This is a genomic window from Mesorhizobium sp. M0923, assembly GCF_040319365.1.
Classification (GTDB): Bacteria; Pseudomonadota; Alphaproteobacteria; order Rhizobiales; family Rhizobiaceae; genus Mesorhizobium.
The window spans coordinates 1-18,277 of sequence record NZ_JAMYNW010000045.1; the positions used below are offsets into that span (position 1 = coordinate 1).

The window sequence follows — 18,277 nt, forward strand, 5'->3', positions numbered from 1 at the left end:
TTTTTGCCATCTCTCGTTTGACTGCGGCCAGACGAGCCTGAAACTCGGCAACCTCGAAATGCAGTTCTTTCATCATGTCGATCTTCCTTTGAAAAGTTATCGGCAAGCGGCGTAATTGATTTTGGCTAGACCAACTGAACTAAGGGCTCTTTGTTGTCCGTTGTGGCTATCAATCGAAACTCGTCGGCGCTGAGCTCACCGACTTGCTCTAGCAACCTTGGCCATGCTGAAAGACCTTCCGCCAACGAGGCCAACCGGAAGAATTCGTTGGGTGCATGAATATCCTCATCCGGTAGGGCAAAGCCGAACATCAGCGTTTGAACCCCGAGCAACTCTTGAAAGATCACGGTGATGGGGATGGTCGCGCCCAGTCGCACGAGTACCGGGTCTTGTCCTGTCGCCTCCAACAAGACTTTCTTAGCGGCAAGCACGAGGGGGTGCCCAGTGGGCAGGTCGTAGGCGCGGCACCCAGTTCCCGGGTCATCGATCGAGAGTTCAACATCCGGGGGGCAAACAGCACGTAGATGAGCCTCAAGCGCATTTGCAACTTCATCGGGGTCTTGTCCCGGCACGGTTCTCAACGAAAGCTTGGCGTGGGCTGTACTTGGAATCACTGTTTTGTAGCCGACCCCGGTGTGACCTCCCCACATGCCGTTTACGTCCAGGGCCGGTCGAAGCGTTAGCTGTTCACGCATCGAAAAGCCCTGTTCCCCGTGGGCGTGCGCGCCCACGCCCTTGACGAAAGCGGCCTCGTCGAAGAGAAATCTGGCCGTTTCCGCTCGGGCGTTCACAGAGACAGGCGGGAGAGCCGCCAGCAATCCCGGGATCGCGATCGCGCCGTCCTCGTCATGTAACGAAGCGATGACCCTCGCCATTTCATGTGCGGCGTTCCGGATCGCGCCGCCGTACCGACCAGAATGAACGTCCTTGTCGGTCGTTCGAAGCGAAATCTCAAACTCTACAATTCCGCGCGCGCCGACATTAATCGTCGGGATTTCGGAATGCGCTCGCGAGCCATCAGCGGATACCATTCCATCAGCCTGCAGCAAGTCGCCGTACCGTTCCACAATCGCCCGCAAACTTGGACTATTGGTTTCCTCTTCTCCCTCCAAAAATACTTTGATGTTCACGGGGCAGACGCCCCGGACTTTCAGAAAGGCAGCGATGGTTTCGAGCGCGATGACAGTCGAGCCCTTTACGTCCGATGCGCCGCGCGCGTAGAGCCGTCCGTCGCGGACGGTTGGTTCGAAAGGTGGAGTTACCCAAGCGTCTAGCGGGTCGGGGGGCTGAACATCATAATGTCCATAGATGAGCAGGGTAGGTTTTCCTGGCGCACCGTTCCAAGCTCCGTAAACGGCTGGGTGACCACCGCCATCGAGAAGCTGGACATGGCTGAGGCCAATGCGCTCGAGCCAGTTCACTAGAAACGTTTGCGCGTCGCGCATCCCTCCTATGAAAGCGGGGTCTGTGCTTACACTTGGTAGCCGCAAGAAGTCGCAAAGGTTATCGACAATCTCCCCCTGCCTACTGAGCAGGTCTTGAACGACTGCATCTACATGCATGGCATTCTCCACGTATTTTCACGCAGCAAAGGCCATTTGCCGCAACAATACTAATTTCTAATTTCTAATGTCTAACCTAAAAGCACAGCCAATAACACTCCGGAGACCGACAAAACTGTCAGTGTTTCAAGATCTGGCTGAGGAACAGCTTTGTTCTTGGGTGCTGAGGATTGGTGAAGAAGTCGTTTGGGGCGCCCTCTTCGATGATTAGGCCTGCGTCCATGAAGATGACGCGGTCAGCAACAGATCGTGCGAAACCCATCTCGTGGGTGACGCAAACCATGGTCATACCGTCGCGCGCGAGACTGGTCATTGTCTCGAGCACTTCCGACACCATTTCCGGATCGAGTGATGAGGTGGGCTCATCGAAGAGCATGACGGCAGGCTCCATGCAGAGGGAACGGGCAATTGCGACGCGCTGCTGCTGTCCTCCGGAGAGCTGCCCCGGATATTTGTTCGCCTGCTCCGGTATGCGCACGCGCTCGAGGAATTTGAGCGCGAGCCTCTTTGCCTTGGGCTCGGGCACACCCTTGATCCACATCGGAGCGGCCATGCAGTTCATCAGCACGGTCATGTGCGGGAAGAGATTGAAGTGCTGGAACACCATGCCGACATTTTTACGAACTTCAGCTAGGTCGCGCATCTTGCTGTGCAACCTGATCCCGTTGACGGCGATCTCGCCCTCTTGGTGTGCCTCGAGCCGATTGAAACAGCGGATCAGCGTCGACTTTCCCGATCCGGAGGGGCCGCAGATAACGACGCGTTCACCCTTTCGGACGGTGAGGCTGACCTCCGTCAATGCCCTGAAGGTGCCGTACCACTTTGAGACGTACCTGGCTTCGATGACTGCGTCGTTCAATTCCGCCTGCCTCCGGCTCGATGATTTACCATCAGGACTTGATCCTGGAAGCAGCGGCCCTTCGAGGGGCCTTTTTAGAGAGTTTTGCCAGTTCGGGCCGTGCTTTACTTGATGTATGCCGTCGACGGTCATCGTACCTTGCTCCTGGCAAAATAGCGCTCGATCCTGGATTGAATCAGCTCGAGGCAGACGGACAGTATCCAATAGATAATTGCCGCCGCTATCAGCATCTCCATGTGATGGAAGGTTGCTTGGCCAAGTGTGCGAGCAAGGAACGTCAGCTCCCACACGCCGAGAACCGAGACCAGCGAGCTATCCTTCAGCATCCCGATGAAAGTGTTTCCCATGGGGGGTATAATCACAGGAAGCGCCTGAGGCATGATGATCTTGCGCATCGTAAGCCCAAAGCCAAACCCCAATGAGCGCGATGCCTCCCATTGACCGCGATCGATGCTTTGAATGCCGGCGCGGAAGATTTCCGTCATGTATGCGCCAATGCACAGCGAAAGCGCTAAAATGCCTGATGGCACGGCACTCATTATAATGCCCAACTGCGGTAGCCCGAGATAGATAAGATAAATCTGCATCAGAAGAGGCAGACCGCGAAAAAACGAGGTGTAAAAGGTGGCGATCCCGTAGGCAAAGCCATTGCTTGACAGTTTCGCTATGGCAGCAATTATTCCGATGCTCGACGCAAAGACGAGCGAAATGGCTGAGATATAGAGTGTTGTCACTACACCTTGCGTGATAAGGAATGGGAGATTCTGCCAAATGAAAGGCAGACTTAAGTTAAAAACCGCGAAGAAGGCAAGGAACAGGAGCAACAGCTCAAGCCAAACAATCCCGATTTGCACTTTCAGCGTAGCAAAACCGATCAGTGCAATGTTCAGGCAGAAAATCATCGCGATCACAACCGCGACCGCGAAACGGCCGTAAAGGCCGCTCTCCAGCGGATCGCCGATGACTGGCCGCATAAGCTCGCCCATGGTCGTGCCGGTGAGGTTGACCATAAAACAAATCGAAAGCACGACTACAAAGACCGAGGCGATGAACAACGGCTTGTGGACGAGCACCTCTGATTCAACTGTATCCGCATAGAGCATCGAGAACCCTTTCGAAAAGAAAGCATCCGGGCAAGGCCTGAACCGCTCCAGCTTCGCGACCTTTTATTTGGCGGAGCGATCCACCCCGAACCACTTAATCGACAGCTTGGAGAGCGAGCCATCGTCCTTCATGCCCTGGACAATGGCCGCAATCTTAGCGTTAAATTCCTTGTCGCCCGGTGCAATTGCAAGAGCTGCCGGCGTGTCGAATGCGACGCCGACCTCCTTAAGTGGGTAACCAGCCTTGATCGCATCCTGCACGAGCGAACCGTCACCAAGGACTGCATCAAGACGAACGCCATCGCCGAGTCGAAGATCATCGAACGCGACATTGCTGCTCGCATAGGTCTTCACCTCGCCCGGCTTGAACGCGTATTCAACAGGCTTAGCGCCAATCCAATCCGGAGCTAGTTTGTGATTGACATATTGCTCGGCCGCTGTGCCTGAAGCTACGCCGACCACCTTGCCTTCCAGTTCGGAAAGCTTGGTTACCTTGCTATCCTTGTGAACGGCGCCCAGCACCTCATCGTTAATGTAAACGGCCGGGAAATCGAATTTTTCAGCCCGGGCTTTGGTCGGCGTCATCCACGTGGTCATGTCCCAGCGGCCCTGCCACTTGCCTGCTGCAATCACGTCCCAGCTCGGCGTCACGAATTTTGCTTGCACGCCCAAGCCCTTCGCAATGCTCTTCACCACTTCGATGTCGAATCCATCGAGCTGCTTTTGGTCGTTCAAGAACGCCATCTTCCCCCAGTCAGTCCCGACCGCCGCGGTCAGCGTCTTGGTTTGGAGTACTTCATCGAGTACGGCCCCAGCATTGGCCGTAGCCGGAAGAGCCACGGAGGTAACTGCGAACGAAGCGGTCGCCGCTATCGTCGTTATCAGCTTGTTCATTTGACGTTCCCCTGTGTTGTTGGGCCTAGTCTGGCGCGAGCCCATTCCCGCACCCGAAATGTGGATATGATGACCAGTCTGATCCACAGCAAAGTGTACCTCACCCTGACCTGATATGCAACATCTGTTTTCCACATGACAGATGTGACGCAAATGGATCATTCCGATTCTATGACGGATGGACCGTCTCGGGCGCTGCCCGAGGCCAGGCTTTATGCGGCGAAAGGATTCGCTGTAAATACGAGGTAATGGTACGCCTCCGGCGAAGGCCGCCTTGCGCGAGTATTGCATGGAAGCGAGGCTGCGCTCTTAAGGTGGTCCTTACGAGCGTAGTTAGCCGCCTTGATGCACAGCGATGAGTTTTCGGCGGCCTGAAGCGGCGATCTGGTCGCCGTTGCAGTGCTTTTGACCAACCCTCTTCGGGCGCCGGCGGTGAGCCGTCGTGATGGAAGGCGGGGGTTTGCGGGTTGCGGTCGGCGGGTTTGTTTTTCGGGGCGTCGGCGCCCCGTCGGCTATGTCACGAGCCGCGGGATGCGATCGAGGACGATGCGCAGGATGCGCTGGTCGGGGCAGGATGTCGGCAGGTGCAGGCGGATTTGCGTCTTCATCTCGACCACCCGCGCGGCGATCTTGATGAGGCGCAAACGCAGCGTGTCGAATTGGGCGACGGCAAAGCTCGAGCGCTTCGGCATCGCGGCGCGCAGGCCCCACATCATCCAGTAGGCGCCGGCATGCAGGAACAGCCGGAACTGGTTGGCTGTGGCTCTGGTGCAGGATGTGCAGTCGGCGGCGAGATGCGTCTTCCACGACTTGATGTGGTTCCGGCCGCGCCGCGCCGGCAGTAAAGGTCCGCGTAGAGCGCCTTGGCCTTGCCACCGGCCAGATTGGTGACGATGAAGCTGGTGTTAGTACCTTGGGCACCGACCTCGACCCGCGCGATGATGCGCCCGACGCGGCTCCAACTAGCGGCGCCGTCAACGAACTCCTTGAACCTGCGGACCTTGCCTGTCTTGGCCGACGCTTCGAAGCGCGCCAGCGTGCTGGCTTCCAGATCCGCGACATGCTTGCGCAGCGAACGCTGAGGCGGATCGAGGCTCGTCGCAAACTCGAGGTTTCGCCGAGAGGTGTGCGTTTTGTCGTGCAGCTGCCGGCGATCGCCCGTCGTGGTGGGCGCCAGCCCGAGGATGAAGTCGACATCGTTGGCGCGGCACCAGTCGATGACCGGTGGACTGCAATAATGTCCGTCGGCCCGGATCAGGATCCGTGTGTTCGGCCAGTTGCTCCGGATCGCCCGCACCAGGCGGCGCAGGTGGGGGCGGATGTCAGCCCCGCTCGGTCGCTTGGCCGGCCGAAGAACCGCACCGACGAACCGGCCGTCGCCATCGAACACCACGATCGGCTGGAAGCCGTATTCGTCGTAATGGGCGTTGAACAGGCGCAATTGCTGGCCGCCATGCACGGCATCAAAGGTGTCGTCAATGTCGAGCACTATCCGCTTCGGCACCTGCCGGAAGGAGGCGCAATAGAGGTCGACCATCGCCCGCCCCGTGGCGACCAGCTCCCGCACGCCGGGCAGGTTCTCCAGCCGGCACATCGTCGATTGGGAGGCCAGATCCCGACCGACGGCAGCGCATCCTGGGCCATCTTGAAGACCGGATCGGAGCGCAGCCGGTTGGCGTCGTTGCCGTCCTCGTAGCCGGCGGCGATCATCTTCATGCGAAAGCCGATCATGTCGGCCAAGCTGTGGGCGGTCTGGTCCGGACAGCGCGGATCGTCGATGCAGCGCGCCAGACGCTCGGCCACCCGCAGCCGCTTTTCCACCTCGGCCAGAGCCAGAACGCCACTGTTGGGCGACAGCGTGCCGCCGTCGAGGGGCGACCACGGACTTGCCGCCGACTAATGACAAACCGCTCAGCGGCAGCGTAAGACCGTTCATGGCGGGTGTGGTCTCCGGGAATGATTCGGATCGGCTTAAACAAGCAAATCCTACGTCATTTCAACGGCTTGCACCACATCCGCCAACCCACCAGTAGAGTCGAGGAAGGGCGCGGTGGCTTAGGCCGTGTTGGCATCGCTCCGTTTCCCTTCCCCGCTCGGGCCACCGATTTGAGGAGGTCCGAATGCGGAATCGTGTCGAAGTATTTCGACAAATCGGCGTCTACCACGTCCGTGTAGCCCCGGCAGACAAGCCGGTGCACTTCCTTGATTGCGTCGGTCCCACTGCGTCTGGGCCGATAGCCATAGGCACCCTCCTCGAAGTCCGCCTCGAATATCGGTTCCAGCACCAGCTTGGCGGCGGTCTGAACCACCCGGTCCCGAATGGTCGGGATGCCGAGCGGACGTTCGCCGCCCCCCGGCTTCGGGATCATCACCCGTCGCACCGGCTGCGGCCGGTAGGTCTTCGAGACAAGTTCCTCGCGCAGGCCCGCCAGCCACCTCTCCGCGCCTTCCGCCTCGATCTTCGCGAATGTCACGCCGTCCACGCCCGGCGAACCCGCATTGGCGCGAGCCAGCGCATAGGCATGGCGCAGCATGTCCTCACAGCAGATCTTGTCGTAGAGCACGTAGAAGCGGAAAGCGGGCTCCCCCTTCGCCTTACGATACAGCTTCCTCTGCAGGTTCCTGATCTTTTCGGGTGTTTCCAGGCTCATCGCCAATCACCCCCTCCTCACCAACTTCGAAAGCACACCAGAAGTCAGGGCCCTTCCCTCCACCGGCATTACCCGGCTTCAGCGGTATTATGACCCTGTCCGACTCCCACCGGCACCGCCGCCCTGACGGCTGCGTTGAGGCCGCTACCCTCATGCCGAGCGGGTCTCCCCCGTTACCCGCATCACCCTTCCGACGTGCCGTGCCCATTACCCCGGCGGATCGAACGGGTGCACATGTCGATTGCTTCCCCGTTCACGCGGCCTTCCCCGAAATTCAGGCGGGTCGGCATCCACATCATCACTTTCGAGGCCTGCTCAGGCTTCACTCACGTTACGGCCCATCGGATTGCTCAACCGCCCAAGGCGGCCTTTGTCACGAGGCTACGACCCGGCCAGTTACCCGACCGAGCCGCTCGTCAGCTACCAGACCAATCGACTACTATCTGGGTGGAACCTTCCTCCACTGGTGATACGCGCCATCGGGGCGCACGTAGAGTCGAGGAAGGGCGCGGTGGCTTAGGCCGTGTTGGCATCGCTCCGTTTCCCTTCCCCGCTCATCAAACCGGACGTGCGGATTTCCCGCATCCGGCTTTCCGACTGGTTTCATCGTGAGGCACGCGGCGGCGGTCCAATGTGCACGCGTCGAAGACGCAGGACACCAAGTTTTCCGAAGACAATGTCGTCGGAGAAACGCTGTATGCCGCGTCCCTGCACCTTGTGCCGTTTGCGCAGGAAGGCTCGAACACGGTCATAGACGTGGTTGTCGACTGCTCGATATTCCGGCAAGCGTGTTCCATAGCCAAAGTAGCCTGACCAGCCGCGCAGAAGCCTGTTCAGCCGGGTGCAGACCACGGGCCACGGCTCTTTGTTGCCGTTTACCAAGTGATCGCCAATCTTCGTTTTGATCCGTTGCACGCTCTTCTTGGATGGGCTCGCACCCAGGTACCAATGGCCGTCTTTCCGGTAGCGGTGAGGTCCGAACGTATAGCCAAGGAAGTCGAAAGGCTCCGTGCGGGCATCCTTCAGCGAGGTCTTCGCCTCGTTCAGCGTCAGCCCGAGTTTCGTCATCACCGAACGTGTCCACGCCAGCGCCTCGTCCGCGTGCCCGCGGCTGAGGATGACGAAGTCATCGGCATAGGAGATGACATGCGCACGGAACGCCTCGCCGCGTCCGGTGAGCCGCCAATGTTTCAGGAACCGGTTCATGTAGATGACCGAGAGCAGCGGGCTTGCGACCCCACCTTGCGGCGTGCCGCGCGTGCTGCTCTTACCACCGCTCACGTGCCGTTTCCCGTCACCGTCCCGCTCTTCGATCGGCGCTTTCAGCCACAGCTTGATCAGCCGCAGCACGTGCCGGTCGACAATGCGCCGGGCCACCGATTTGAGGAGGTCCGAATGCGGAATCGTGTCGAAGTATTTCGACAAATCGGCGTCTACCACGTCCGTGTAGCCCCGGCAGACAAGCCGGTGCACTTCCTTGATTGCGTCGGTCCCACTGCGTCTGGGCCGATAGCCATAGGCACCCTCCTCGAAGTCCGCCTCGAATATCGGTTCCAGCACCAGCTTGGCGGCGGTCTGAACCACCCGGTCCCGAATGGTCGGGATGCCGAGCGGACGTTCGCCGCCCCCCGGCTTCGGGATCATCACCCGTCGCACCGGCTGCGGCCGGTAGGTCTTCGAGACAAGTTCCTCGCGCAGGCCCGCCAGCCACCTCTCCGCGCCTTCCGCCTCGATCTTCGCGAATGTCACGCCGTCCACGCCCGGCGAACCCGCATTGGCGCGAGCCAGCGCATAGGCATGGCGCAGCATGTCCTCACAGCAGATCTTGTCGTAGAGCACGTAGAAGCGGAAAGCGGGCTCCCCCTTCGCCTTACGATACAGCTTCCTCTGCAGGTTCCTGATCTTTTCGGGTGTTTCCAGGCTCATCGCCAATCACCCCCTCCTCACCAACTTCGAAAGCACACCAGAAGTCAGGGCCCTTCCCTCCACCGGCATTACCCGGCTTCAGCGGTATTATGACCCTGTCCGACTCCCACCGGCACCGCCGCCCTGACGGCTGCGTTGAGGCCGCTACCCTCATGCCGAGCGGGTCTCCCCCGTTACCCGCATCACCCTTCCGACGTGCCGTGCCCATTACCCCGGCGGATCGAACGGGTGCACATGTCGATTGCTTCCCCGTTCACGCGGCCTTCCCCGAAATTCAGGCGGGTCGGCATCCACATCATCACTTTCGAGGCCTGCTCAGGCTTCACTCACGTTACGGCCCATCGGATTGCTCAACCGCCCAAGGCGGCCTTTGTCACGAGGCTACGACCCGGCCAGTTACCCGACCGAGCCGCTCGTCAGCTACCAGACCAATCGACTACTATCTGGGTGGAACCTTCCTCCACTGGTGATACGCGCCATCGGGGCGCACTGAATTTTTCGGGTTAGCAGCACAGCATGAGCCATGTGACGTTATTGACCGGGCCGGAGCGTCGTCGTCGTTGGAGTGAAGCGGATCAGTGCCGGATACTGGCGGCGGCATTCGCGCCCGGGGCCACGGTGGCGGCGGTAGCGCGTCAGTACGATGTCGCGACCAGCCTGATCTATAAGTGGCGGCGCACGATGAGAACCCGCGAGACGGGCTTTGCCGAAGTTGTCGTGGTACCCGATAAGCCTGTCGCCGCTTCGGTGCCGGCGGCGTCCCCAGCGGTGATCGAGCTGGAGATCGCCGGCAAGGTGCGGCTGCGGATTCCGCTGACCACGCCGCCAACACTGGCGGCGGCGATGGTGAAGGCGCTGGGCGTTTCATGATCCCGGTCCCGAGCCAGGTGCGGATCTGGTTGGCGGTCGGCCGGACCGATATGCGTCGCGGAATGCAAGGCCTCGCTCTGCAGGTTCAGGAGACGCTGGGCCGGGACCCCCATGCCGGCGATATTTATGTCTTCCGCGGCCGCAGCGGCAATCTGATCAAGATTATCTGGCATGATGGGCTCGGCATGTCGCTGTATGCAAAACGGCTCGAGAAGGGCCGGTTTCTATGGCCGTCGCCGGCGGACGGCACGGTTTCCATATCACCGGCGCAGCTCGCCTACATGCTCGACGGGATCGATTGGCGCAACCCGCTTCACACGTTCCGCCCGCAGCGCGCGGGCTGAGTTTTTCTCTGAGTTTGCGCCATTTTCCGCGAGTCAGCGGACGCGTATTATGATTCACTCCAGGGCATGGTTCATCCTCATCGCCCAACGCCTCCACCACATAATCGCGAACCTCGTCTCGGAGCCGATCAGCGTCCCAGTGGCTGCGCCCCAACAGCGACTGCATCCGATAGGGCCGCTCCGCTCCGGACTGCTCAGCCATCAGCCAGCCTGTCTTGCGCTCAATGCCGGAAAGAAGGCCGTCAAGGAAATCTGCGCCCGTCTCCCGCAACTCACGACGAGCAAGCACCCGCCCAACCCGCGCCTTCAGCGCCGTGAGCTCCTGCTCCCAAGCCAACAACGACCATGACCACGAAGCGACAGACATGGTACCCTCCATAACCTGCCGAAGTGAATCAGAAAATCAAATGATCCGCAACTGCAGTACTAGAAGGATATGGTCACCTTGCGCGCCGTCCATCGTACCGCCCATCGGGTACACCATCAGTCACGGGCCATGGGCTCTCGTTTCACGGCCGCGTGAACTTTACGGGAGGGGTCTAACGGCGATTTGTCTGCGCGGTCAGCAACAATTTCTATGCCACGGAAGAGGCCGCGCCCGCGAATGTCGCCGACATGTTCATGATTGTGGAAGCGCTCTCGAACTGACGGTTGAGCAACCCCATCTGAACAACATTGTCGAGAAGCCGATGCTCCCGGATCACGTCCTGCACGGCGAGCAGCCGCCGCAGCCGTCGGGTGCCCATGTAGGTGTGGCCATGCTGGAAAAAGCCTGATCCCGTAGCGAAGGCGTCGTACATATGGTCCGAACAGCACGGCACCGATCGGCTGATAGCCACCGCCCAGCCCCTTCGCAATTGCGACGATGTCCGGCACTATGCATTCCTGCTGAAGGCATGAAGGGATCCGGGCCGACCCATGCCGTACATGACCTCGTCCGGGATCAAGAGAACGCCGTAGCGGTCACAAATTTCCCGGATTTTTTAAAGTAGCCCTCCACCGGCGGGACTGCCCTGGCCGTCGCGCCAACGACTGTTTCCGCGACAAACGCGATCACTTCATCTGGTCCGAGCTCGAGTATTTTTGCCTCGAGTTCGCCGGCGACGCGCTCTGCGTACTGATACTCGCTTTCAGCGGCCAAGCGACCACGATAGGCATAGCACGGCGCAACGTGGTGGGTTTGGACAAGCAGCGGTTTGAACTGGGGCCCGACGCCGTTCGTTGCCACCGGTCGCCAGCGCTCCCAGCGTACTGCCATGGTAGCTTTGGCGGCGCGCGATGATGTGTCTGCGCCGACCTTCTCCCCTCTCTACGAAGTACTGGCGCGCCAGTTTCAGTGCCGCCTCCATAGCCTCTGATCCCCCGCTGACGAGATAGACGAAGTCGATACCATCCGGCGAATCGGCGACGAGCCGGTCCGCCAGCCGCTCGGCGATTACCGAGGTGAAGAAACCCGTATGAGCGAAGGCGAGCTTGTCGAGTTGCGCGTGCAACGCCGCCAGCACCTCCGGATGACCGTGACCCAGGCATGACACAGCGGCGCCACCGGACGCGTCGATATATGCCTTTCCATCGGCGTCGAACAACTCGATTCCACGCCCGCCGATAGCCACCGGGAGGTCAGCATAAGTCGAGCGGTGCAAAATTCTGCTCATGATGGTCTCGCATAGGTACGCGGTGAATCAAAATGTCTAAGCTGGATCGCCGGCGAGCCAAGCGACCCTACAAAAAACAGAAAATAGGCTCAGGGCCTAGCCCAATGCTGTTGGTGACAGTGGCAAAATCGAGGCAGATTGCAACGTATGTTTCGTTCGCAATTATGATCCGAGCCGATCGGAGATCACAGATGAAGCCATTTGACAAAGGAAGTCACCGCCCTTGAAATTGAGCGGGGCGCTTCTCAAGGAAGGCTTCGACCGCTTCACCATGGTCGTATGTATTGTGGCACATACCTTGAAATGCTGCGCAGAGGTCGAGGAAGTCAGGCAGGTCCAACCGCCGCGCTGCCTTCAGCAGCCGTTTTGCGAGTTGAAGTGCCTGAGGAGGTTTTCCTGCAATGTTTGCAGCAAGCTGCAGCGCTCGCGACTGCAATTCGGGCGCTGCCGCGATCTCAATTACGATTCCTAGTCGTAGAGCCTCCACGGCGCGCACCAGACGCCCGGTGAAGATCAGCTCCGCCGCCCTTTGGGGACCGAGCAGATCCTGTAGGAACCACGCACCGCCATCTCCCGGTACGATGCCAAGATTGATGAACGTGGAGCCGAATACCGCGTCCTCTGCTGCAATACGGATGTCGCACATGGTCGCCAGATCGAAACCAGCACCGATTGCCGCGCCGTTCACCGCAGAAATGACGGGAACCTCCAGCCGGTGCATGGCAAGCGCAATTCGTTGGATGCCGCGGCGATAGCGTTCCTGCACCTCAAACACATCGCCGGCGAAGCTTCCTCTACGGTCCCGCATGTCCTTCACGTTGCCGCCGGCGGAAAACGCCTTGCCAGCTCCCGTCATGACCAATACCGAGACGGCCGCACCGCCATTGATCCAGTCAACCGTTCGCGCAATATCGTCAATCAGGGCCGTCCCGGTGAGCTCGTTACGGACGTCATCGCGGTTCAGCACGAGCATGGCGACACGGTCGCTAACTTCGAGTTTTGAGTCGATCAGTCTGGGCAGATCGGTCATGCCTCGATGCCTTCCTTGTGTATCGACCGCGCTCCGGAAGACTCGGTAAGAAGGATGCGGACATCGAGGACGGCCAGACCGTCGCGGTAGGCAAGGACGGGATTGAGGTCGAGCTCGTCGATATCGGGGAACGCTTCGACGAAATCCGAGATACTCACCATCAAGTCTGCAAGCGCGTCTCGATCAACCGGCGCTCCCCCGCGGGCGCCATCCAGGAGCGCTCGAGCCTTGATTTCGTCCAACATCTCAAAGGCATCAATTCGGGAGATCGGAAGCGCACGGAACACTACATCCCTAAACACTTCGACGAGGACACCGCCCAGTCCAAACATCATAACCGGCCCATATGCGGACTCCCGCACGACGCCGATGATGAGCTCGAGCCCCCCCTTCGCTGCCATTGGAGTGACGAGGACGCCGGCGACTCTCGGATTCGCTACCGCAGCCTTGGCGTTGGCAGCGATTTCAAGAAAAGATCGGCGCACCGATGTGATGTCGGCGATATTGAGTTTGACACCGCCGGAATCCGTCTTGTGCAGGATGTCGCGAGATACGATTTTCATCGCGACGGGCTGTCCGCCGAGACGCAGGAAAGCCTCTTCGGCCTCGCTTTCATCCGCGGCCAACAAAGCCGGGACCAGCTCTAGGCCAAAATCACGCAGGCTATCTCTGCCCTCGTGCTCCAAAACCACACGCCTGCCCTCAGCCCTGCATCGTGCGAGAACCTGTTCGAAAACACCGCCGTGTTCCGCACGATCTGGCGGCGGCATTGGTGGAAAAGCGCGGCTCACCTCACCATACTCCGCCAAAGCCTGCATGCATCGCACGGCCGTTTCCAGGGAGCTGTGCACCGGGATCCCGGCGCAGCGCATGTCTAGGAGTGGCAACGGCCGCTGATCTGCCTGAAGGGCACTGTACAGGCTGTGAACGACCACGGGCTTGCCTAACCGGCGTGGCATTGCGCCGATGAGGTTCGTCGCATCGATTTCTGCGGGCAGCAGATCCTGCGAGAAACGGACCGCGTACCCGCCATAGAGACCCGATATCAGAAGTCCATCCACCGACGGATCTTGCAAGAGGATCTCGGCACAAGTCGCAAAAACCGACGGGTCCGCATCCGTGCCCCCAGCAACGTCAACAGGATTGGCAACTGACGCGGCCGCAGGGAGTATTGCCGCAAGCCCCCGTCGCGTCTCGCCGCTTAAGGCAGCCAGCACAAATCCGCGCTCAGATAAGGCGTCGGCGGCGATCGTTGCATGACCTCCGCCATCCGCAAGGATCGCAACGCCGCGCGAGCGCAGGGGCGGTAGCAACGATAGTGCCTCCGCCATTGGCAGGATCTCATCGGATCGGTGGGCAAGAACCGCACCGGCTTGCCTCAGCACAGCCTCGCTCACCGCATATTCGCCAGCCAAAGCACCGGTATGAGACTTCGCGGAACTGCGTCCGGCGCTTGTCCGACCCGATTTGTACATGACAACTGGTTTCTCTGGCGAGATACGCCTCAACGCGTTCAAAAAGCGGCGGCCGTCTTTTAGTCCTTCAACGTAGGCGATCACCACGTTGGTGTTGGGATCGGCCGCAAAGTAGTCGAGGTACTCGTCAAACCGGATATCGGCCTCGTTACCTACCCCCACGTAAGTGCTCAAACCCACATGCCCGTTAGCTTGAGCTTCCGTGACGAGCGAGAGAGCCATGTTGCCGGATTGGGACAAAAGACCAACACTACCCTTCCGCAATTCCGAAAAGCCGACGAGATTGCAGGCTTTGTGAGTATTGAACATGCCAGAGGTGTTCGGCCCGATGATCCTAACACGGCCAGCCCGCGCAGCGGCAAGTACCGTCTCCTGGAGCCGCTCGCCGTCGTCTCCAGCTTCTGCGAAGCCACCCGCCAGAACCACGGCACCCCGCACTCCTTTTGCGGCGCATTCGGCGATGACTGAAGCAACCGTCGCAGCGGGAGTACAGACCAACGCAAGGTCGACGGGCCCCGGCAAGCTGCCCAAATCAGGTAGACACCTAACGCCGCAGATTTCACTCTCCTTTGGATTAATCGGGTAGATCGCCCCGGCATAGCCGTCATCCAAGAGTTTTCTTAGCGACCGATATCCCCGCTTTGCCGGGTTCTTTGATGCGCCGATGATCGCAATGGAGTCGGGGGACAGAATGTTCAGGAGGTCATTCGACGCCATGTTATTCCCCCCGGAAGACCGGCGAACGCTTCTCGGCGAAGGCGTCGACACCCTCCTGCCAATCGCGCGTCGTCGAACAAAACATCATACCCTCAAGCTCGGCGGTAAGCGCAGAATCGAACGTCCCGTGAGCAGCCGACGCCAACTGCTCTTTGGCAAGCTGCATCGAGAATGGCGCCTTCTTTGACATTTCGCTCGCCAAAGTGCGGATGCCTTCGACGAACTCCTCATCGGGGATACAGCGTGAGGCCAGCCCGATCCTAACCGCTTCCGCACCGCCGATCTGCCGGCCGAAGAAGATCAGCTCACGCGCATTTGCGAGGCCGACAAGTCGTGGAAGGATATTCGTAACCCCACCCCCGAGGAACGCGCCAAGGCCAATTTCGGGAAATCCGATCCGCGCCGAGGCGGCCATGACCATAAAATCGCAAGCGAGAGCCATCTCGGCACCGGCGCCAAGCGCAAAGCCGTTGACGGCGGCAATGACCGGCTTCGGGTGTGAGACCAGACGTCTACATACCTTTTGTTCGCTCATCAGATATTGTCGCCTATCGAAGACAGTGCGACCCGCCTTGTGCTCCTTCAAATCGGCGCCCACACAAAACGCCCGGCCTTCTCCGGTCAGGACAATGACGCGCACGTTTTTGTCTCTTTCAGCCTGATCGAGAGCTGCCAGGACTTCATCGTATAATTTCTGCACCACTGCGTTCAGGCGGTGCGGGCGATTCAGACGAATTTCGGCGATACTGTCCTGGACTTCGTAGGCGACCGTTTCAAACATCATGTCCTTCCTATAACCCGCTGACGGGGTGGTTATGGTTGCCGGCACGATAACAGAGGCGATTTCATTTGCAACAGATGTTTCAGTATTGCGCAAGTGAGCTGTATGGATCATGTTGGATCACGAGAAGGGTCGAGACAGCGGCGGCGAGCTGCGTCTTTGGCACCAGCTCGGGCGACGAGGCACAATTCGCTCGAACGGGTGAATTGAACGGCCGACCGCAATTTGCGTTGCGTCCAATGGCGGACGGCTGACCAAGGCTGACCATCCTTCCTTGCCGCTCGGGCCAGCCGATCTGGCGCGGACTGCCTGAGAGTGCCTCGATGCGGGAGCATGCCTTATCCACGTCCATGTGCGCGATCGGGACGGCCGTCATGTCCTCGATGGGTCTGCATATCGAGATGTCATTGAAGCCATCGGCGGCGCCGTGGGCAATGAAATGGTCATTCAGGTTACGAGCGAATCGCTTGGTCGGTACACGCCCCAGGGACAGATTGCCGTCATAAAGGAAACTCGGCCGGAGGCCGTTTCGCTGGCTCTACGAGAATTCGTGCCAGCGGAAGCTTATGAAACGGAGTTCGCGTCGTTCTTGTCTTGGCTCCAGGCCGACGCTATCGTGCCACAGAACATCCTTTACGACGCAGACGAGACGGACGCTTGGACGGAAGCGGCGTGGTCTCATTCCATGGAACCAGGTTCCGGTCCTTTTTGTGCTCGGACGTTACACCGCGGCGAGAGATCGGATCCGCAGACCTATTGCCGTTCCTTGAAGAATCCAAGCCTCGTTTTGCTCATTGGAGCGTTTGCGCCTTCGGCGCGCGCGAAGCCGCATGCGTCACTGCGGCGGCTCTTCTCGGCGGGCATGTTCGCGTCGGCTTTGAGAACAATCGCCAGCTCGCCAAGGGGGCATTGGCCGACTCCCGCCGACTTGGTCGCAGGTGTATCAAGAAGCCTCTTGGGACTTGGCCTCCATAGAGCCAACGCAGCCGACCTGCGTGATGCATGGCAGGAACTTTGATTTCCTATTCTGGGGAACCCGCCGATGATCACAGGGCCTTCGACGTCTTCCTCGCGTGATTTTCCGGCGGATACAAGGGAGGTGAGCTCATGCCGAATCCCTGCCGCTGCGTTTCATCCGCCTGCGTTTCGTCAAACCAGGTGGTTCGCCGCGAGCAGATCGCCGGAATTCGACTTTGAAGAAAGAAACAGCGGCGCTCAGGTCAGTGAAAAAGCAGCCTGGCCCAGAAATGCAACATATGTTGCGCATGCAATAACGCTGCGCTAGGTTAGGAGTCATGGCTGACGGACCTCTTTCGGAACGATTGATTGCCGGCTTCGACGCAATGTCGGAGCAGTTCCAATTGGCGGCGCGCTATATTATCGACCAACCACATGACGTCGCACTGTTGTCAATGCGCGACCAGGCGCGTGTGGCCGGGGTTCAGCCTGCTACAATGACGCGACTGGCCAAGCATCTTGGCCTCACAGGTTACGACGAGCTCCGCGAAATCTATGCTGAGGCCGTTCGCAGCGGCGACGTCGGATTCGCCGGAAAGGCCGACGTACAAGCGATCGCTCAAAGGCGTAAAGGCGATCATGGCCTTGCGCGCGAAATTCTCCGGGCTCAAGCGGCCGAGATCATTCATCTGGCCGAGTCTCAACTTGACGCAATAGTATCAACGGCAAGACGCCTTGCATCCGCCAAGTGCGTCTTCTGCATCGGATTGAGATCGAGCCACGCAACTGCTTGGCATCTGCATTATATTCTTTCAATGATTAGAGAAAAGTCGGTCATGCTTGATGCAGTCGGCGGCACTGGTTCGGACGCATTGGCCCATGCCTCCCGCAACGACGTGCTCTTCGCGACAAGCGTATTCCCGTACACGCGTGCCACGGTTGAGATCGCCGAGTATGCGCATCAACACCGCATTCCCATCGTAGCCATCACCGACAGCGAGGTTGCACCGCTGGCCCGAGTGGCCGACAATGTCGTTCTTGTCCAGACGAAGAGTCCCTCGTTTTTCCACACCATGACACCGGCATTCGCGGTCGCTGAAGTGCTGGGCGCGTTGATCGCCGGACAGGGTGCAGAGGCCGCGCGTAAGTCTCTACTCCGGTTCGATGCTCATCTTGCGGATTTGAACATACACTTGAGATCGAGAACTTGGGACCGAAAAATCCGCCCATCCCCTTCTGCCTCTTCAACAACAAAGAAAATGGATGGCAAGCGGCGCAAAGCGATTCTGCCGAATCAGGACTGATGTCCAGGTTTGAGAGCTTCTAACTAAGCTGATGCGGATGGTCCTGCTAGCACTACTTTGGCAGATTTTTAGTTCCGGGAGCGTTTCGAGGATTCCCAAGAGCGGTTTTGCGTGATTCATGAGAGGTCGGCTGTTGGAGGGGCCGGCCA

12 protein-coding genes and 4 pseudogenes are annotated in these 18,277 nt (G+C 59.3%); 4 read left to right on the forward strand and 12 right to left on the reverse strand.

The window, feature by feature from the left end; all coding sequences use genetic code 11:
- Nucleotides 1–125: 125 nt before the first annotated feature.
- From NKH89_RS35125 to ltrA, 7 genes and pseudogenes are all read right to left on the reverse strand, one after another.
- A complete protein-coding gene (locus tag NKH89_RS35125) occupies nt 126–1,562 on the reverse strand; it encodes a M20/M25/M40 family metallo-hydrolase (RefSeq protein WP_352911876.1) in 1,437 nt (478 codons plus the stop codon).
- A 118-nt stretch (nt 1,563–1,680) separates the two neighbouring features.
- Nucleotides 1,681–2,421 carry an amino acid ABC transporter ATP-binding protein gene (locus NKH89_RS35130; RefSeq protein ID WP_352911898.1) on the reverse strand — a complete coding sequence of 247 codons (741 nt, stop codon included), beginning with the start codon at nt 2,419–2,421 and terminating at the stop codon, nt 1,681–1,683.
- 128 nt (nt 2,422–2,549) lie between these two features.
- Nucleotides 2,550–3,524, reverse strand: a complete 975-nt coding sequence (locus tag NKH89_RS35135) for an amino acid ABC transporter permease (protein WP_352911879.1) — start codon at nt 3,522–3,524, stop codon at nt 2,550–2,552.
- Between the two features lie 63 nt (nt 3,525–3,587).
- Complete coding sequence (locus NKH89_RS35140) at nt 3,588–4,418, reverse strand: transporter substrate-binding domain-containing protein (RefSeq protein ID WP_352911881.1); 831 nt, start codon at nt 4,416–4,418, stop codon at nt 3,588–3,590.
- A gap of 512 nt (nt 4,419–4,930) precedes the next feature.
- A pseudogene (locus NKH89_RS35145) lies at nt 4,931–6,354 on the reverse strand (IS1380 family transposase).
- Between the two features lie 55 nt (nt 6,355–6,409).
- Nucleotides 6,410–7,069: a reverse transcriptase domain-containing protein gene (locus NKH89_RS35150; protein ID WP_352911900.1), complete on the reverse strand. Its 660-nt coding sequence runs from the start codon at nt 7,067–7,069 to the stop codon at nt 6,410–6,412.
- A 603-nt stretch (nt 7,070–7,672) separates the two neighbouring features.
- Nucleotides 7,673–8,995 carry a group II intron reverse transcriptase/maturase gene (ltrA, locus tag NKH89_RS35155; protein ID WP_352911903.1) on the reverse strand — a complete coding sequence of 441 codons (1,323 nt, stop codon included), beginning with the start codon at nt 8,993–8,995 and terminating at the stop codon, nt 7,673–7,675.
- A 516-nt stretch (nt 8,996–9,511) separates the two neighbouring features.
- Between ltrA and tnpA the strand changes: the two genes are divergently transcribed.
- Both tnpA and tnpB read left to right on the forward strand, forming a co-directional pair.
- Entirely contained in the window at nt 9,512–9,865 is a 354-nt protein-coding gene (tnpA, locus tag NKH89_RS35160; RefSeq protein ID WP_352911884.1) for an IS66-like element accessory protein TnpA, read from the forward strand.
- A 29-nt stretch (nt 9,866–9,894) separates the two neighbouring features.
- Nucleotides 9,895–10,209, forward strand: a complete 315-nt coding sequence (tnpB, locus tag NKH89_RS35165; protein ID WP_352458905.1) for an IS66 family insertion sequence element accessory protein TnpB — start codon at nt 9,895–9,897, stop codon at nt 10,207–10,209.
- 73 nt (nt 10,210–10,282) lie between these two features.
- Here the strand turns inward: tnpB and NKH89_RS35170 are convergent.
- The 5 genes and pseudogenes from NKH89_RS35170 to NKH89_RS35190 form a co-directional block, all read right to left on the reverse strand.
- A pseudogene (locus NKH89_RS35170) lies at nt 10,283–10,576 on the reverse strand (IS701 family transposase); the annotation flags it as partial.
- Nucleotides 10,577–10,636: 60 nt separating this feature from the next.
- Nucleotides 10,637–11,864: pseudogene (locus tag NKH89_RS35175) on the reverse strand (aspartate aminotransferase family protein); the annotation flags it as partial.
- A 214-nt stretch (nt 11,865–12,078) separates the two neighbouring features.
- The gene (locus NKH89_RS35180) at nt 12,079–12,894 is read right to left on the reverse strand and encodes an enoyl-CoA hydratase-related protein (protein WP_352911887.1); all 816 of its coding nucleotides are present in this window, start codon (nt 12,892–12,894) and stop codon (nt 12,079–12,081) included.
- On the reverse strand, nt 12,891–15,086 hold the full coding sequence (locus NKH89_RS35185; RefSeq protein ID WP_352911890.1) for an acetate--CoA ligase family protein: 2,196 nt from the start codon (nt 15,084–15,086) through the stop codon (nt 12,891–12,893). Before NKH89_RS35185 ends, NKH89_RS35180 begins: the two co-directional genes overlap by 4 nt.
- Before the next feature lies 1 nt (nt 15,087).
- Nucleotides 15,088–15,867: an enoyl-CoA hydratase/isomerase family protein gene (locus NKH89_RS35190; protein WP_352911893.1), complete on the reverse strand. Its 780-nt coding sequence runs from the start codon at nt 15,865–15,867 to the stop codon at nt 15,088–15,090.
- Between the two features lie 205 nt (nt 15,868–16,072).
- Here NKH89_RS35190 and NKH89_RS35965 point away from each other — a divergent pair.
- Together NKH89_RS35965 and NKH89_RS35205 are read left to right on the forward strand one after the other, a co-directional pair.
- Nucleotides 16,073–16,885, forward strand: a pseudogene (locus NKH89_RS35965) (beta-keto acid cleavage family enzyme).
- A gap of 277 nt (nt 16,886–17,162) precedes the next feature.
- Complete coding sequence (locus tag NKH89_RS35205) at nt 17,163–18,128, forward strand: MurR/RpiR family transcriptional regulator (RefSeq protein ID WP_352911895.1); 966 nt, start codon at nt 17,163–17,165, stop codon at nt 18,126–18,128.
- Nucleotides 18,129–18,277 lie beyond the last annotated feature (149 nt).

What these genes read in the sequence shown, in the direction of transcription:
- NKH89_RS35125 (WP_352911876.1), bottom strand. Translation starts at nt 1,562, where the DNA reads ATGCATGTAGATGCAGTCGTTCAAGACCTGCTCAGTAGGCAGGGGGAG.
- NKH89_RS35135 (WP_352911879.1), bottom strand. Translation starts at nt 3,524, where the DNA reads ATGCTCTATGCGGATACAGTTGAATCAGAGGTGCTCGTCCACAAGCCG.
- NKH89_RS35140 (WP_352911881.1), bottom strand. Translation starts at nt 4,418, where the DNA reads ATGAACAAGCTGATAACGACGATAGCGGCGACCGCTTCGTTCGCAGTT.
- NKH89_RS35150 (WP_352911900.1), bottom strand. Translation starts at nt 7,069, where the DNA reads ATGAGCCTGGAAACACCCGAAAAGATCAGGAACCTGCAGAGGAAGCTG.
- ltrA (WP_352911903.1), bottom strand. Translation starts at nt 8,995, where the DNA reads ATGAGCCTGGAAACACCCGAAAAGATCAGGAACCTGCAGAGGAAGCTG.
- tnpA (WP_352911884.1), top strand. Translation starts at nt 9,512, where the DNA reads ATGAGCCATGTGACGTTATTGACCGGGCCGGAGCGTCGTCGTCGTTGG.
- NKH89_RS35180 (WP_352911887.1), bottom strand. Translation starts at nt 12,894, where the DNA reads ATGACCGATCTGCCCAGACTGATCGACTCAAAACTCGAAGTTAGCGAC.
- NKH89_RS35185 (WP_352911890.1), bottom strand. Translation starts at nt 15,086, where the DNA reads ATGGCGTCGAATGACCTCCTGAACATTCTGTCCCCCGACTCCATTGCG.
- NKH89_RS35190 (WP_352911893.1), bottom strand. Translation starts at nt 15,867, where the DNA reads ATGTTTGAAACGGTCGCCTACGAAGTCCAGGACAGTATCGCCGAAATT.
- NKH89_RS35205 (WP_352911895.1), top strand. Translation starts at nt 17,163, where the DNA reads ATGGCTGACGGACCTCTTTCGGAACGATTGATTGCCGGCTTCGACGCA.